Below are 12,418 nucleotides of genomic sequence, written 5' to 3'. Positions count from 1 at the left end.
GAATGTACGGGGCTTTTGCGTCAGAAACCAAGGCTGATTGGCAGAGCCGGCGCACGCAATGGCTGGCACACAACCTGTGGGAGCGAGCCTGCTCGCGAAAACGGTGGATCAGTCAACATCTGAAGTGGCTGACCTGGCCTATTCGCGAGCAGGCTCGCTCCCACTTTGGTTTTTGTTGTGCCTGCATGGGAGCGGGATGCGGTGGCCGGAAGAGTTACGCCACCACGCGATAGCACGGCACATACGCCGCGCCGCCCGGCAGTTTCATCCGGTGCTGGGCGACGAAGGCTTTGAGCAGCGCATCGAGCGGTTGCATGATCGCTGCGTCACCACGGATCTGGTACGGCCCGTGTTCCTCGATCAAGCGGATGCCCTTGTCCTTGACGTTGCCGGCGACGATCCCGGAGAACGCGCGGCGCAGGTTGGCGGCCAGTTCGTGGGGCGGCTGGTCGCGGTGCAGCTTGAGGTTGGCCATGTTCTCGTGGGTCGGATCGAACGGACGCTGGAAGCTTTCGTCGATCTTCAGCAGCCAGTTGAAGTGGAACGCGTCGTTGCGCTCGCGGCGGAACTGCTTCACCGCTTTGAGGCCAGCCGTCATCTGCCGGGCGACTTCGGCCGGGTCGTCGATGATGATCTCATAGTGCTGTTTGGCCGCATCGCCGAGGGTGGCGGTGACGAACGCATCGAGTTGCTCCAGATACGGCGCGGCATGTTTCGGCCCGGTCAGGATCACCGGGAACGGCAGGCCGGCGTTGTCCGGGTGCATCAGAATACCCAGCAGGTACAGGAACTCTTCGGCGGTGCCGGCGCCGCCCGGGAAGATGATGATGCCGTGGCCGACACGCACGAACGCTTCCAGACGTTTTTCGATGTCCGGCAGGATCACCAGCTCATTGACGATCGGGTTCGGCGCTTCAGCGGCGATGATGCCCGGCTCGGTCAGGCCAAGGTAACGCCCACCGTGGATGCGCTGCTTGGCGTGGGCGATGGTCGCGCCCTTCATCGGGCCTTTCATCACGCCGGGGCCGCAACCGGTGCAGATGTCGAGGCTGCGCAGGCCCAGTTCGTGGCCGACTTTCTTGGTGTATTTGTATTCTTCGGTGTTGATCGAGTGACCGCCCCAGCACACGACGATTTTCGGCTCGACACCCGGGCGCAAGGTGCGCGCGTTGCGCAGCAGGTGGAACACGTAGTCGCTGATGCCTTGCGAGGTGCTGAGGTCGATGCGTTGGCTGTCGAGTTCGTTTTCGGTGTAGACGATGTCACGCAGGGCGCTGAACAGCATCTCGCGGGTGCTGGCAATCATTTCGCCGTCGACGAACGCGTCTGCCGGGGCGTTCAGCAGTTCGAGGCGCACGCCGCGATCCTGCTGGTGAATGCGGATTTCGAAGTCCTTGTAGGCTTCGAGGATAGTCTTGGCGTTGTCGACATGCGCGCCGGTATTGAGGATAGCCAGGGCGCACTGGCGGAAGAGGGTGTAGGTGCTGCCGGATCCGGCTTCGCTCAGTTGCTGCACTTCACGTTGAGAAAGGGTTTCCAGGCTGCCTTTCGGGCTGACCGAGGCGTTGATTACGTGTCGTTGGGTCATGCAATGATCCTTAAAACGATGTCATTCCAATGGCAGGCAAATGGCATCCGAATAGTGTGTATCCATGAATGAAGATGGCACGATCTGCGCTGTACCGCCATGTCCCCGTTGGACGCTGAAAAGATGAAAAGGGCCCCCAGCATAGCTAAATCGTGCACAGAGGCGATAATGCGCAACGAGTTTTTTCCGTTGCCCTTTTTATCGTTCAAGGAAGTCATGCCTGATGTTCGAGATCCAGCCGATGGACCCAGCAACGTTTCGCCAGCAGACCCGTCGCAGCACGCTGATCATTGCCGTGCTGTTCCTGGTGTTGGCGATGGCGCTTTCGACGGCGGCGGTGGCGCTGTTCGGTGAACCCGGCGGCGATAATCTGCGTTTCAATGTCGGCGGAGTATTCGTCGCGTTTCTGCTGACGGCGGCGCTGATGCGCGGGCAGTTCTGGCAGCAGCCGTGGATGGCCCCGGCGGTCTATAGCTGGCGGCTCAAGCGCAGTCTGATGAGTGTGACCAACGTGATGCATCAGGTGACAGAGGCCGTTGAGCACAATGATCCGACGGCGATGAAGGTGCTGCGTTTCTATCATCTGGGTTTGACCCAGATGCACGAACTGGACGGTAACTCCAGCGATCACGCGCAGTTGCAGCGGGAGGTCGCAGCGCACCAGGAGCGGATGCAGGCGCTGGGTCTGGAGGTCGACCAGAAGCGCCTGGATCCGGCCTGGCTGCAAGCCTTGAAACCCGCCGCTCGTTAAAACGGAATACGGCTGGCGCGGCGCAGTTTCCACGCACGGGCCAGACGCCCGTAGACCAGCAGGTTGATCACCAGCACCACGCTGCCCAGTGCCAACTGGATCTGTGGCGTCAGACCTGCGGGGTAGATGATCGGCCACACGTAGTGCTCGATGAAGCCGCCGGCGTATTCGGTCTGCCCGGCGGCGTGGCGCATCAGGTTTTCCCAGTAGGTCAGCGGACAGGTCAGGTGCAACACCTCGACCGCCACGCCCCATGCAGCCGCCGGCAGATGCAGCCACATCAGGCGTGGCCACTTGAGCACCAGCAGCCCGCCGAACAGCACGAACAGAATGAATGACAGATGGAACAGCACCAGCCCGTCGGCTGCGATTCGGTACAGCATGTCGTCTCCCTGACACGGTTGTGAAGGCCTCCATGGTACGCCGACAGAGGCGCCGGGGCGCGGCGATTCAGCGCAAGTGCGCAAGATTGTTCAAGCCACGAAGGGGCATTTGCTGGCAGAGTCTGCGACCGTTTCCTCGGTTGAAGAGCGTTATGTCTGACTCACTTATGCCGCGCCGTGCGTTTCTTCGCGGCGCTGCGGCGATCATGCCGTTATCGTTGGCGACGGCGCCGTGGGGGCTGCTGGCCGGCTCCATGGCGATCGAAGCCAATCTCACACCGCTGCAGGGGCAGGGCCTGTCGAGCATTGTGTTCGCGGGCGCCGCGCAACTGGTGGCGATCGGCATGCTCAAGGGCGGTGCCGGGATTTTCTCGATTCTGCTGACCACACTGCTGCTGACCTCACAGCACCTGTTGTACGGAATGAGCATGCGCTCGGTGATCTCGCCGCTGCCCGGGCGCTGGCGCATCGGTCTGGGCTTTTTGCTCACCGATGAACTGTTTGCCCTGACCAGCCAGCATGACCGTCAGCAGTTCAATCGCTGGTATGCCTTGGGCGTCGGTCTGACGTTCTACATCGCGTGGAACCTGTTCACCCTGGCCGGCATCGTCCTGGGCAGCAGTATTCCGGGGCTTGAGCATCTGGGCCTGGACTTCTCGATTGCCGCCACTTTCATCGCATTGATCACCCCGGTGGTGCGTAACGTGCCGACCGTGGTTTGCGTGGCGGTGTCGCTGTTCTGCTCGGTGCTGTTCAGCTATTGGCAATGGGGCTCGGCGCTGGTGCTGTCGGGGCTGGCCGGGATGACCGCAGGATTTGTCTGCAACAAGCTGTATCGGGGGCGCACATGATGGTCTGGGCAGTGATTGTCGGTATGGGGATTCTGGTGTTCCTCAACCGCTACGTGTTTCTCGAACCGCGCCTGCCATTGCGTTTGAGCAGCAACGCGCGGCAGTTTCTCGGGTTTGCCGTACCGGGAATGTTGACGGCGATCTGCGGGCCAATCGTGTTCATGCCGGACAAACAGTTGAATGTGCAGTGGGATAATCCGTATTTGCTGAGTTCGCTGGTTGCGATCGGCTTGGTGCTGTACACCCGCAATACGTTGCTCAGCATGCTTTTAAGCATGGCGTTTTTCTTTTTGTTGCGCTGGTGGTTGTAAGTTGACGGGGAAAAACTGTTCTACGCTTATTGGATGATTATTGTCGACGAGGCGAAGTTCACATGACGACCGAGCAGAAGCGTCCGGATGAAAACCAGGCAGTAGACGACGAAGTGGACGAACCGAGCGAAGAGGAAATCGAGCGTGAGAAACGCAAGGAACAGACGTGGAAGCACGACGATGACAAGGAACTCACCGGGCCCGACGTGAAATTCTGACAGCCCCATGCAAAAAGCCCCGCAGCAGCGGGGCTTTTTGTTGTTTCACAGGTCTTCCAGGTGCGGGAAGTCCGGATGTGACGCCCGATAGCCCAAAGTCTTGTCGATCCACGCATTGAGCTCATTGACCATCACCGGTGGGTGGCCGGGATAGCCCTCGAGCGTGGTGCGCAGAATACGTTCGATGTCCGGCACTGAACGCAGGTTTCGGGTCTTGATGTAGTGGCCGATAAAACAGTCGAGTTGAAAGCGTTCTGTCATGGACAGATAGATACACTCCAGGCCGTTGGCCTGTTTGATTGCAAAATCGTCGCGCAACTTAGTTCTCTGCAAGGCTTGGTAAAAGTTGTAGGGGATTCCTGGTTTGTTGACTCTTTGGTCAACTGGTATGCCAATTGGAAATGCGGCGCGCATGCTATCCGTAGTGCATCTAAATGTATGTATGACGGTTGAAATGTCAGACAAGCGGTTAAGTCGCTCAAACGACTGTTTTTTTGAGGCTGTTTCAGCGATGAAACACCAGCTGTAAAGATCGAGTGTCACCTGTAATCACCTGTAGGAGCTGCCGCAGGCTGCGATCTTTTGATCTTGCTTTTAAAAAATTAAAAATCAAAAGATCGCAGCCTGCGGCAGCTCCTACAGGGTAAACGCGTGAGATCACGGATCTTTAAGCCACTTCTTCAATCAGCCCGGCGCCCTGATTGCGCGAATTGCCGACGGCTTTGCCAACCTTGTGCCAGGCAAATGCCTCGCTGGCTTCACCTTCGAACAGCAGCATCTGTTCGGCACGTTCCGCCGGTGTTGCCGGGTCGAGCCACTCGGCAGCCAGCTCCGGGCGAAAAACCACCGGTCGGCGATCGTGGATATCGAGCAGGCCGCCGACACTGTCGGCGGTGATGATCACGAAACCATCGTCGTCCCGGGCTTCGCCGCCGGGTGTCGGAAACTGGCCGATGGCCGCACAGAACACCGGCCCGTGATCGGCACGCCGGATCAGCCACGGCTGTCGGGTGTTATCCGGGCCGTCGACCCATTCGAACCAGTTGTCGACCGGCACGATCAACCGATGACGCCAGATCGCCCGGAAGAAGGGGCCATGGGCGACTTTTTCCACACGGGCGTTGATCGGCGCCGCGCGGTCCCTGGCCCAGTGCGGACGCCAGCCCCAGCGCAGATTGTCGGCATACAGGCGTTGATCATATTGATGAAGAATGGCGAGAGACGTGGTCGGCGCCGCGTTGTAGTGTTCCAGCGCGGCGTCGCCGACGTGATTGATCAGCGCATCGGGAATGCTCAGCACCGCGACAAAGTCGTGAATGCCACGGTACTGCGAGAGTCTTCCGCACATGCGCTGAATCTCCGGTTGCACGCTTTCAGCTTAGTTGGCTCTGGCCAATCAATCTTGCGCCGCCTGACCGGTGAACGTGTCGCGCCAGATCAGCCAGCGGCGTTCCAGCACTGCGAGCAAACCGTCGCTGAGTTTGCCGAGCACGGCGAGCACGATGATCGCTGCCAGCACGATGTCCGGTCGCGAGGTTTCGCGGCCGTCGCTGAGCAGATAACCCAGGCCTTTGGTCGCGGCGATCAGCTCGGCGGCCACCAGAAACATCCACGCCAGACTCATGCCGCTGCGCAGACCGGTGAACAGGCCGGGCAGGGCGGCCGGCAACAGAATCCGCCGTACCAGTTGCAGGCGGCTGAAGCCATAAATGCGCCCGACCTCGACCAGTTTGCGATCGATGTTGCGAATCGCCGCGACCACGTTGACGTACACCGGAAAGAACGCGCCGATGGCGATCAACACGATTTTCGAGGTTTCATCGATGCCCAGCCACAGCAGCAACAGCGGCACCCAGGCCAGACTCGGAATCGAACGCAGCGCGGCGAACATCGGTTCCAGATACGCCTCGGCCTCACGACTGAGGCCGACCCAGGCGGCGAACACCAGCGCCAGGCTGGCGCCAATTGCAAACCCGAGCAACACGCGGATCAGGCTGGCGCCGATGTGTTTCCACAGCGCGCCTTCGGCGAGGTCGGTGAGGGTCAGGGCGATCTCGCTGGGGGCCGGCATTTGGTAGGACGGCAGCCAGCCGAGACGCACGATGAACTCCAGGACGACTACGATCAGCAGCGGCAGGGCCAGACCTTTGAAGCGCCGTCGCCATGTCGGGTTGAGGGATGACGCTCGCGGCCTCGACAAGCGCCGAGGAGGTGCGGGCAGTTCGTTACTGCGAGTGGTCATACATGGGCTCCGCTCACAGCGAATCCGCAGCGGACGCGGATGGACTGTGAGTCTGGTCGGTTACTGGCGGGCGACGGCTTGCTGCACACCACTGTCGAGCAACTGATCGATGACTTGATCGACATTCACCCCACGCCGCACCAATTCCTCGGACACCAGAATCGGTGCCGCCGCCTTGGACGCCTGCACGTCGTTGGCGGTCAGTTGCGGGCTGCTCAAGTCGGTGCGCGACAACTGCAGTTTGGCCACGTCCAGCGGCAGGCCGGATTCCTTGGCGAGCAGGGCGGCGAACTCGTCCGGATTTTGCAGCGCCCATTGTCGCGCCTGCTCGTAGGCTTTGATCACCGTGTCGATGGTGTGCGGATGCTCCTTGGCGTACTGCTCGGTGACGCTGACCACGCCATAACTGTTGAACGCCGGGTTGCGGTACAGCAGACGCGAACCGGCCTGCACCTGACTGGCGGCCATGTGCGGATCGAGTCCGGCCCAGGCGTCCACATCACCTTTTTCCAGCGCGGTGCGACCATCCGGATGTTGCAGGTGCACCAGCTCAACGTCGTCTTTCTTCAGCCCGGCCTGTTGCAGGCTGCGCAGGGTGAACAGGTAAGGATCGGTACCTTTGGTGGCGGCGATTTTCTTGCCTTTGAGGTCGGCGACGCTCTGGTACGGCGAATCCTTGCGCACCACCAGCGCAGTCCATTCGGCGCGGCTGTAAACATAGACCGATTTGATCGGGCTGCCGTTGGCGCGGCTCAGCACTGCAGCAAGGCTGGCGCTGGAGGCGAAATCGACGCCGCCGCTGTTCAGATATTCCAGCGAACGGTTACTGCCCTGGCTGAGCACCCAACTGACTTTGGTCTGCGGCAGGGCTTTTTCGAGGAAGCCGAAATGCTTGAGCACCAGGCTGACCGGTGAGTAGTAGGCGTAGTCCAGATGAACTTCGGCGGGCGCCGTTTCGGTGGCGTGAGCCAGCGGCTGCAGGCTTAGCGCCATGGCGCTGGCAACCAGCAGCGTTTTGAGGCGAAAAAACGGGAAGAAGGATGTCATGGCGGCGCTCCGGCAAAGGCACTGTTTTTATGTCCAAAAATATCTTTTAAATGGCTGCTTCCTGCATGAATGGAATATTGCAGGCTCTGTGCCATGTGTGTATCAGCCAATGTTTACGGGGTTTTCGCCGGGTTTGACGGCTTTCAACTGTTGCTGGGGCAACACGCTGGTATCGCATTGTTGCGCAGCGAACAGTGAGCATTCGGTGTGCTGAGCTTATGCATTAATCGAATTTAAAAAGCGCCAATCAAGAGCGTTATCGTCTATGCAAATCCCATTGCAGGACCCGCCATGAAGCTCTCCAAATTCTTGCGTATCACACTGACTGCTGGACTGTTCAGCGCACCGCTTGCCTACTCCGCCGAGTCGTTGGTCCTGCACGTCGGTGATCAGAACTACTACAACATCCGTGCCTCGGTCGAAGCCTCCGGCGTGTTGAAAGACGCGCCTTACAGCGTCGACTGGAAGCACTTCCAGGCCGCCGCGCCACTGGCCGAGGCGTTGCAGACCGGCTCGCTGGATCTGGGCTTTCTCGGCGATTCGGGTTTTCTGTTTCTCGCCGCCAAACAGGCGCCGGTGAAGCTGATCGGGGTATCGCGGCAGAACCCGGACACCATCGCCTTGCTGGTGCCGAAAGATTCGCCGGTGAAAACCATCGCTGATCTGAAGGGTAAAAAAGTCGCCTACTGGCCTGGCGCGTGGAGCCAGCAACTGACCTTGCGCGCCCTGGAGCAGGGCGGTCTGCCGGAAAACTACGTCGACTTCGTCAAGCTGATGCCGATTGACGCCGCGGCGGCATTGCCACAGGGCAGCATCGACGCGTTCCCGGTGTGGGAACCGTACATCTCCCAGCAAATCGTATTCTCCGGTGCGCGGCCGATTCTCACGGCGAAAAACCTGATGCCGGGCCTCAGCGCGATTGCCGCGTCGGCGCCGTCGATCGACAGCAAGCGTGCGGCGATTGCCGATTTTCTCGGGCGTTTGAAACGGGCGCGGGCCTGGGTCGACAGCCACACCGATGAATATGCGGATCTGTGGGCGAAGAAGGCCAATCTCGATCAGCAGGTGTCGCGGCACTGGTTGCGCCAGGCGCACATGAGCGTCGGGCCGGTGGATCGACAGGCCGCCGCCGACCTGCAAAGCACCGCCGACTTCCTGTTCAAGGTCAAGGCCTTGCCGGCGCCGCTGGCCACTGCCGGCATCATCGACACCTCGTTTCAACAGGCATTGGCGGACTGAGCGAGCGCCGGAACCAAAGCCTGTGTACCCTATCCAACGCTGGCTCGAATAGCCGGGCGCAGGGATGGATCAGGGCGAGGGAGTTTTGCCGGACGACAACAGGACCGCAACGGTCAGGCGCAAGGCAAAACATGAAATACGCGTTCAATCTTCTCTGTGCAGCGGCCATCGCGTTCGGGCTGGCCGGCTGCATTGCCGCGCCGATCGAAATGACCGCGCAGACCGAAACCCGGCTCAAGGCCCAGGCGCCGGTACGGTTTCTGCTGACGTTCGATGACGGCCCCAGCGCTTCGAGCTTGTGGAACCCGTCGGCGACGGTGCTCGACAGCCTCAAGGACAACCCGGTGCAACCGGACATCAAAGCGGTGTTTTTCGTGCAGACCCGCGCGCCCCGCGCCGGCAACAGTGAGATTGGCCGCGGCATCATGCGACGCGAATACGCCGAAGGGCACATCCTCGGATTTCACACCGCCACCCATTGGCACACCAACCATCGCTCGCTCGACCCGCAAGAGCTGGAGCAGTCGCTGAGCAACGGCACGGCGGATATCGCCGCGATCACCGGCGCTGCGCCGATCCTGCTGCGTCCGCCCTTCTGGAATTACGACAAGCGCACCTTCGCCGCCTATCAGCAACACGGTCTGCATGTGTTGCTGACCGATTTGAGCGCCAATGACGGCAAGATCTGGGGCTTCAACGCCAGCCCCCGACGTCGGGCGAATATGCTGCGCCAGCTATCGGAAGTCCGCGAGCGCATTGCCCGCGGCGAATTACCAACCGTGGACGGCGTCATTCCGGTGGTGGTGACCTTTCATGACCTCAACCGTTACACCGCACGACATACTCGCGAATACCTGCAGATCCTCCTCGACAGCGCCGCCGCCACGGACGTGAGGCTGGCGGACAAAGCGTTCTACGATGATCACGCGGCACTGCAGAAAGCGGCGCTGGCGCGCACGGTTCAGCAGAGTTCGCAGCCGGTGCAGTTGCCGGGCATCTGGAACTGGATCTGGGATCACGACGCGCACTGAGGCGGGGTCAAATATGTGAGCGGGTTGGCAATTGCCGGGGCGGCAGGTTGCTGATGGCTCATCTATGCTCAACGGGTCGACCGACTCAACGCCTGCGAGGCGTGTACCCATGCTAGCCATTGCCGACATCTGCCGGATTGTCGAGTCCGGCTTTCCGTCGCTTGAATGCGAATGCACACAAGTGGAGCAGGGACTGCTGCGGATCAAGGTTTATGAGCCTGACTCCGGGCGAGTCGAGTTGTTGCTCAATGGGGTTTCGCCGGAGCATCTGGTGACGATCCGCGATCTTTCCAACTTCATCGGCGAATTGCGCACGGAAATCAGCGCCGGGCGCCGGGCGTTTGCCGGTTGAAACCTCACAAGCGTCGTTGAAATGCCTGCACGATGCGCAAGGTCGCGTCACTGGTGGGCAGATTCTGCACCGCGTCCAGCGGATGCCAGATGCATTCGATGATCTCGTTTTGCGGGCGCAACTGCTCAAGGTCGAGCACCGAAGCCTCGTAGACATGATGCTGGGTGCTGCCGCTGTGCAGTTCCATCAGATACAACATTTGCTCGGCATCCAGTGCCGTTTCTTCCTGCAGCTCGCGCGTCGCCGCCCCGGCTCTGGTTTCCCCAGGCTCGACTTTGCCGCCGGGCAATGTCCAGCGACAGCGGGGTTTGCGGACCAGGAGAACGTGTCGATCCTGCTCGCAAATGACGGTTGCGCGTACTTTCATCTGTTACCTGTTTGTTGCGTGTCACATAAATGAAATAAAACTGCAATATTCGAGCCGGGCCCGGATTCAAAGGTTCCGTCAAGGTTTGAGCGGGTGGCGAGGCGGAAAGTGCCAGACCTTTGGCACATGACTGTCGCGACACCCGGTCGGCACATCTGCGACAACAGGGTGTAAGGTAAAAAAGCTCAGCTGAAACCACCGTCAGCAAAAAGGAGGTACCCATGAGCATTCCTGTTCTGAACAAAATGCACATGAACGGCTACGACGTACTCAGCGTGAATAACGGCCCTTGGCGGGTTTGTACCCAAGGCGACCGGCTGGCATCGTTTGGTAGCAGAGAGGAAGCGCTGGCCTACGCCGCTGCGTTGCCGGGTTACAGACAACGCTCGGCGCGAGCGCGAAGTCACACTGCAAATTGAAGCAGATGTAACGAAAGAGCCCCGGTGATGACCGGGGCTTTTGTCGAGGGCAGGGGGATCAGTGAACCTTGATCCGGCTGATGGAGCGCGTCTTCACTTCCTTGGCATAGGACTGCAAGCGTTCTTCATCACTTTGCAGCACCTCACAAGACCTCAGAACCGCTTGGGCATCCGCTTCGTTGCCGCTCTTGCGAAGCTGTTCGGCGATGCGCTTGAGGTCGACCGCCGACCATCTCAGATCCGATGCAACGGCTTGCAGGTCGCGTTGAAGTTCGTGTTCGTATTCATTGAGCCGCATGATCACCTCCGGAACATTCTCGGTAAAACAGAGTAGCCGCATTTTTCAGCGATGATGCGCAGCTCGTCTGCCATCGGGCTGGATGCATGTAAATATTTGTCCAATCCCCCTTGTGGGCGAGGCGTCGCGCTGGATGTACATCCGGTTACACGTTACATTCGCTTTTTTTCAAAACAGGGAAACACCATGCGGATATGGATCGGGAGTTTGGCGTTGGCATTGCTGGCGGGTTGCTCATTGCCAGCATCGCTGGTTCCGGGCGAGCCGAATCTCAGCAAGACCACCACCAAGGCGCCTAAAGACTATGCCGCGTGCTTGTTGCCGTTGTGGCAGCAGGACATTCCGAAGACCACGCAGACCGCGATTTCCAATGGTTACCGGATCACGGCACCGAGCATTGTTACCGCCGACGAGATTCTTGACATCATCAAGTACAAGGACGGCAGCCGGGTTTCCCTGTATCAGGGGCCGCCTTGGGCCAAGTCCGGGTCGTTGCGCAAATCGGTGCGTGACTGCCTGTAAAGCACAGCCTCAGCTGCAGAACCCGCCGCCAGAAAAGCAGAAACCGGAGCAATGGTTTCTGCTTTTTTGCTTTGTGAATTTGCGAAATGCGTTGTGACAGATCGGCACGAGGCGTTTTCCAGTGTGCGCTAGGCTTTTGAGTGCTGCCCGGTAACCAGTGGGGCATGCCTTTCAAGGAGCCACGGATCATGGATGATCTGGTCAAAGAAGTTATTCCGTTGTTGCAGTATCTGATTCCCGGATTTGTCTCGACCTGGATTTTCTACACGCTCACTTCATTCAAGCGACCTGATACGTTTGGGCAGATTGTGCAGGCGTTGATTTTTACGTTTGTGATTCATGGGGTGGTAACAAGTATTGGCGAGATCCTTTTGTGGATGGGGATGAAGGGGGTTTCCGTAGGAATATGGGATGGCAAGGCGCAGACGTCTTGGGCATTCTTTTGTTCGCTGGTACTTGGATTGCTGTCCTGTTGTCTGGCGACCAATGACAAGCTACATGGTTGGTTGCGTAGCAGAAACGTAACGAAACAATCTTCTTACCCAAGCGAATGGTTCTGCGCATTCGCCCAACTTGATCGACTCATTACCCTGCATTTGCATGACGAAAGGCGCGTACTTGGTTGGCCGGCCGAGTGGCCGCCGGAATCAGCCAACGGTCAGTTCGTGATCCATAAGCCGCGTTGGCTGCATGAAGATGGCAATGTGGCGCCTTTTGGCGCCGAATATTTGTTGATAGATTCCGCGAAGGTTAAATGGGTTGAATTCAGCCCGGCATCAGAGGATTGATTATGAGCGCC

The 12,418-nt window shown here is 59.3% G+C and carries 18 protein-coding genes; 10 read left to right on the top strand and 8 right to left on the bottom strand.

Annotation, left to right across the window (positions count from 1 at the left end; all coding sequences use genetic code 11):
• Window positions 1-214 precede the first annotated feature (214 nt).
• A complete protein-coding gene (ppnN, locus tag AB1J88_RS09470; protein WP_027612974.1) occupies window positions 215-1,588 on the bottom strand; it encodes a nucleotide 5'-monophosphate nucleosidase PpnN in 1,374 nt (457 codons plus the stop codon).
• A gap of 223 nt (window positions 1,589-1,811) precedes the next feature.
• Between ppnN and AB1J88_RS09465 the strand changes: the two genes are divergently transcribed.
• On the top strand, window positions 1,812-2,339 hold the full coding sequence (locus tag AB1J88_RS09465) for a DUF3087 domain-containing protein (protein WP_430290915.1): 528 nt from the start codon (window positions 1,812-1,814) through the stop codon (window positions 2,337-2,339).
• Here the strand turns inward: AB1J88_RS09465 and AB1J88_RS09460 are convergent.
• On the bottom strand, window positions 2,336-2,722 hold the full coding sequence (locus AB1J88_RS09460) for a DUF2784 domain-containing protein (protein ID WP_095666869.1): 387 nt from the start codon (window positions 2,720-2,722) through the stop codon (window positions 2,336-2,338). The genes AB1J88_RS09465 and AB1J88_RS09460 overlap by 4 nt on opposite strands.
• A gap of 152 nt (window positions 2,723-2,874) precedes the next feature.
• Between AB1J88_RS09460 and AB1J88_RS09455 the strand changes: the two genes are divergently transcribed.
• From AB1J88_RS09455 to AB1J88_RS09445, 3 genes are all read left to right on the top strand, one after another.
• Window positions 2,875-3,573 (top strand): AzlC family ABC transporter permease, encoded by a 699-nt coding sequence (locus AB1J88_RS09455; RefSeq protein WP_027612977.1) that lies wholly within the window; start codon window positions 2,875-2,877, stop codon window positions 3,571-3,573.
• The gene (locus AB1J88_RS09450; RefSeq protein WP_177327894.1) at window positions 3,573-3,884 is read left to right on the top strand and encodes an AzlD domain-containing protein; all 312 of its coding nucleotides are present in this window, start codon (window positions 3,573-3,575) and stop codon (window positions 3,882-3,884) included. The genes AB1J88_RS09455 and AB1J88_RS09450 overlap by 1 nt, the downstream gene beginning before the upstream one ends.
• A 62-nt stretch (window positions 3,885-3,946) precedes the next feature.
• Window positions 3,947-4,102, top strand: a complete 156-nt coding sequence (locus AB1J88_RS09445; protein WP_174376867.1) for a hypothetical protein — start codon at window positions 3,947-3,949, stop codon at window positions 4,100-4,102.
• 45 nt (window positions 4,103-4,147) lie between these two features.
• Here AB1J88_RS09445 and AB1J88_RS09440 read toward each other — a convergent pair whose 3' ends face one another.
• From AB1J88_RS09440 to AB1J88_RS09425, 4 genes are all read right to left on the bottom strand, one after another.
• The gene (locus AB1J88_RS09440) at window positions 4,148-4,420 is read right to left on the bottom strand and encodes a hypothetical protein (RefSeq protein ID WP_047294946.1); all 273 of its coding nucleotides are present in this window, start codon (window positions 4,418-4,420) and stop codon (window positions 4,148-4,150) included.
• A 349-nt stretch (window positions 4,421-4,769) separates the two neighbouring features.
• Window positions 4,770-5,450: an SOS response-associated peptidase gene (locus AB1J88_RS09435; protein WP_430290914.1), complete on the bottom strand. Its 681-nt coding sequence runs from the start codon at window positions 5,448-5,450 to the stop codon at window positions 4,770-4,772.
• 48 nt (window positions 5,451-5,498) lie between these two features.
• A complete protein-coding gene (locus AB1J88_RS09430; RefSeq protein WP_430290913.1) occupies window positions 5,499-6,344 on the bottom strand; it encodes an ABC transporter permease in 846 nt (281 codons plus the stop codon).
• 60 nt (window positions 6,345-6,404) lie between these two features.
• On the bottom strand, window positions 6,405-7,391 hold the full coding sequence (locus AB1J88_RS09425; protein WP_239777537.1) for an aliphatic sulfonate ABC transporter substrate-binding protein: 987 nt from the start codon (window positions 7,389-7,391) through the stop codon (window positions 6,405-6,407).
• Window positions 7,392-7,682: 291 nt separating this feature from the next.
• On the opposite strand from AB1J88_RS09425, the gene AB1J88_RS09420 reads away from it, so the two are divergent.
• From AB1J88_RS09420 to AB1J88_RS09410, 3 genes are all read left to right on the top strand, one after another.
• On the top strand, window positions 7,683-8,630 hold the full coding sequence (locus tag AB1J88_RS09420) for an ABC transporter substrate-binding protein (protein ID WP_430290912.1): 948 nt from the start codon (window positions 7,683-7,685) through the stop codon (window positions 8,628-8,630).
• A 131-nt stretch (window positions 8,631-8,761) separates the two neighbouring features.
• Window positions 8,762-9,661, top strand: a complete 900-nt coding sequence (locus tag AB1J88_RS09415) for a polysaccharide deacetylase family protein (RefSeq protein WP_430290911.1) — start codon at window positions 8,762-8,764, stop codon at window positions 9,659-9,661.
• A gap of 109 nt (window positions 9,662-9,770) precedes the next feature.
• Window positions 9,771-10,013, top strand: coding sequence for a DUF1652 domain-containing protein (locus AB1J88_RS09410; protein ID WP_041062828.1), 243 nt, complete (start codon window positions 9,771-9,773; stop codon window positions 10,011-10,013).
• Window positions 10,014-10,017: 4 nt separating this feature from the next.
• Here the strand turns inward: AB1J88_RS09410 and AB1J88_RS09405 are convergent, their stop codons facing one another.
• Entirely contained in the window at window positions 10,018-10,380 is a 363-nt protein-coding gene (locus AB1J88_RS09405) for an NUDIX hydrolase (protein ID WP_041062825.1), read from the bottom strand.
• Window positions 10,381-10,601: 221 nt separating this feature from the next.
• Between AB1J88_RS09405 and AB1J88_RS09400 the strand changes: the two genes are divergently transcribed.
• Window positions 10,602-10,799, top strand: coding sequence for a hypothetical protein (locus AB1J88_RS09400; RefSeq protein ID WP_041062822.1), 198 nt, complete (start codon window positions 10,602-10,604; stop codon window positions 10,797-10,799).
• A gap of 58 nt (window positions 10,800-10,857) precedes the next feature.
• On the opposite strand, the gene AB1J88_RS09395 is transcribed toward AB1J88_RS09400, so the two are convergent.
• Window positions 10,858-11,097 (bottom strand): hypothetical protein, encoded by a 240-nt coding sequence (locus tag AB1J88_RS09395; RefSeq protein WP_041062819.1) that lies wholly within the window; start codon window positions 11,095-11,097, stop codon window positions 10,858-10,860.
• A gap of 186 nt (window positions 11,098-11,283) precedes the next feature.
• On the opposite strand from AB1J88_RS09395, the gene AB1J88_RS09390 reads away from it, so the two are divergent.
• Window positions 11,284-11,619, top strand: a complete 336-nt coding sequence (locus AB1J88_RS09390; protein ID WP_041062809.1) for a hypothetical protein — start codon at window positions 11,284-11,286, stop codon at window positions 11,617-11,619.
• Between the two features lie 188 nt (window positions 11,620-11,807).
• Entirely contained in the window at window positions 11,808-12,407 is a 600-nt protein-coding gene (locus tag AB1J88_RS09385; RefSeq protein WP_430290910.1) for a DUF6338 family protein, read from the top strand.
• Window positions 12,408-12,418: the final 11 nt, after the last annotated feature.

Source organism: Pseudomonas sp. S8, from assembly GCF_050473925.1.
Lineage (GTDB): Bacteria > Pseudomonadota > Gammaproteobacteria > Pseudomonadales > Pseudomonadaceae > Aquipseudomonas > Aquipseudomonas parakoreensis.
Note: the sequence above shows the minus strand (reverse complement) of the source record. Positions and strands in the feature narration are given on the sequence as shown.

Bases quoted from the DNA above. Each gene is read 5' to 3' on its own strand.
- AB1J88_RS09465 (WP_430290915.1), top strand. From the start codon at position 1,812: ATGTTCGAGATCCAGCCGATGGACCCAGCAACGTTTCGCCAGCAGACC.
- AB1J88_RS09415 (WP_430290911.1), top strand. From the start codon at position 8,762: ATGAAATACGCGTTCAATCTTCTCTGTGCAGCGGCCATCGCGTTCGGG.
- AB1J88_RS09395 (WP_041062819.1), bottom strand. From the start codon at position 11,097: ATGCGGCTCAATGAATACGAACACGAACTTCAACGCGACCTGCAAGCC.
- AB1J88_RS09420 (WP_430290912.1), top strand. From the start codon at position 7,683: ATGAAGCTCTCCAAATTCTTGCGTATCACACTGACTGCTGGACTGTTC.
- AB1J88_RS09455 (WP_027612977.1), top strand. From the start codon at position 2,875: ATGTCTGACTCACTTATGCCGCGCCGTGCGTTTCTTCGCGGCGCTGCG.
- AB1J88_RS09385 (WP_430290910.1), top strand. From the start codon at position 11,808: ATGGATGATCTGGTCAAAGAAGTTATTCCGTTGTTGCAGTATCTGATT.
- AB1J88_RS09405 (WP_041062825.1), bottom strand. From the start codon at position 10,380: ATGAAAGTACGCGCAACCGTCATTTGCGAGCAGGATCGACACGTTCTC.
- ppnN (WP_027612974.1), bottom strand. From the start codon at position 1,588: ATGACCCAACGACACGTAATCAACGCCTCGGTCAGCCCGAAAGGCAGC.
- AB1J88_RS09435 (WP_430290914.1), bottom strand. From the start codon at position 5,450: ATGTGCGGAAGACTCTCGCAGTACCGTGGCATTCACGACTTTGTCGCG.
- AB1J88_RS09430 (WP_430290913.1), bottom strand. From the start codon at position 6,344: ATGACCACTCGCAGTAACGAACTGCCCGCACCTCCTCGGCGCTTGTCG.
- AB1J88_RS09445 (WP_174376867.1), top strand. From the start codon at position 3,947: ATGACGACCGAGCAGAAGCGTCCGGATGAAAACCAGGCAGTAGACGAC.
- AB1J88_RS09460 (WP_095666869.1), bottom strand. From the start codon at position 2,722: ATGCTGTACCGAATCGCAGCCGACGGGCTGGTGCTGTTCCATCTGTCA.
- AB1J88_RS09390 (WP_041062809.1), top strand. From the start codon at position 11,284: ATGCGGATATGGATCGGGAGTTTGGCGTTGGCATTGCTGGCGGGTTGC.
- AB1J88_RS09425 (WP_239777537.1), bottom strand. From the start codon at position 7,391: ATGACATCCTTCTTCCCGTTTTTTCGCCTCAAAACGCTGCTGGTTGCC.
- AB1J88_RS09410 (WP_041062828.1), top strand. From the start codon at position 9,771: ATGCTAGCCATTGCCGACATCTGCCGGATTGTCGAGTCCGGCTTTCCG.
- AB1J88_RS09450 (WP_177327894.1), top strand. From the start codon at position 3,573: ATGGTCTGGGCAGTGATTGTCGGTATGGGGATTCTGGTGTTCCTCAAC.
- AB1J88_RS09400 (WP_041062822.1), top strand. From the start codon at position 10,602: ATGAGCATTCCTGTTCTGAACAAAATGCACATGAACGGCTACGACGTA.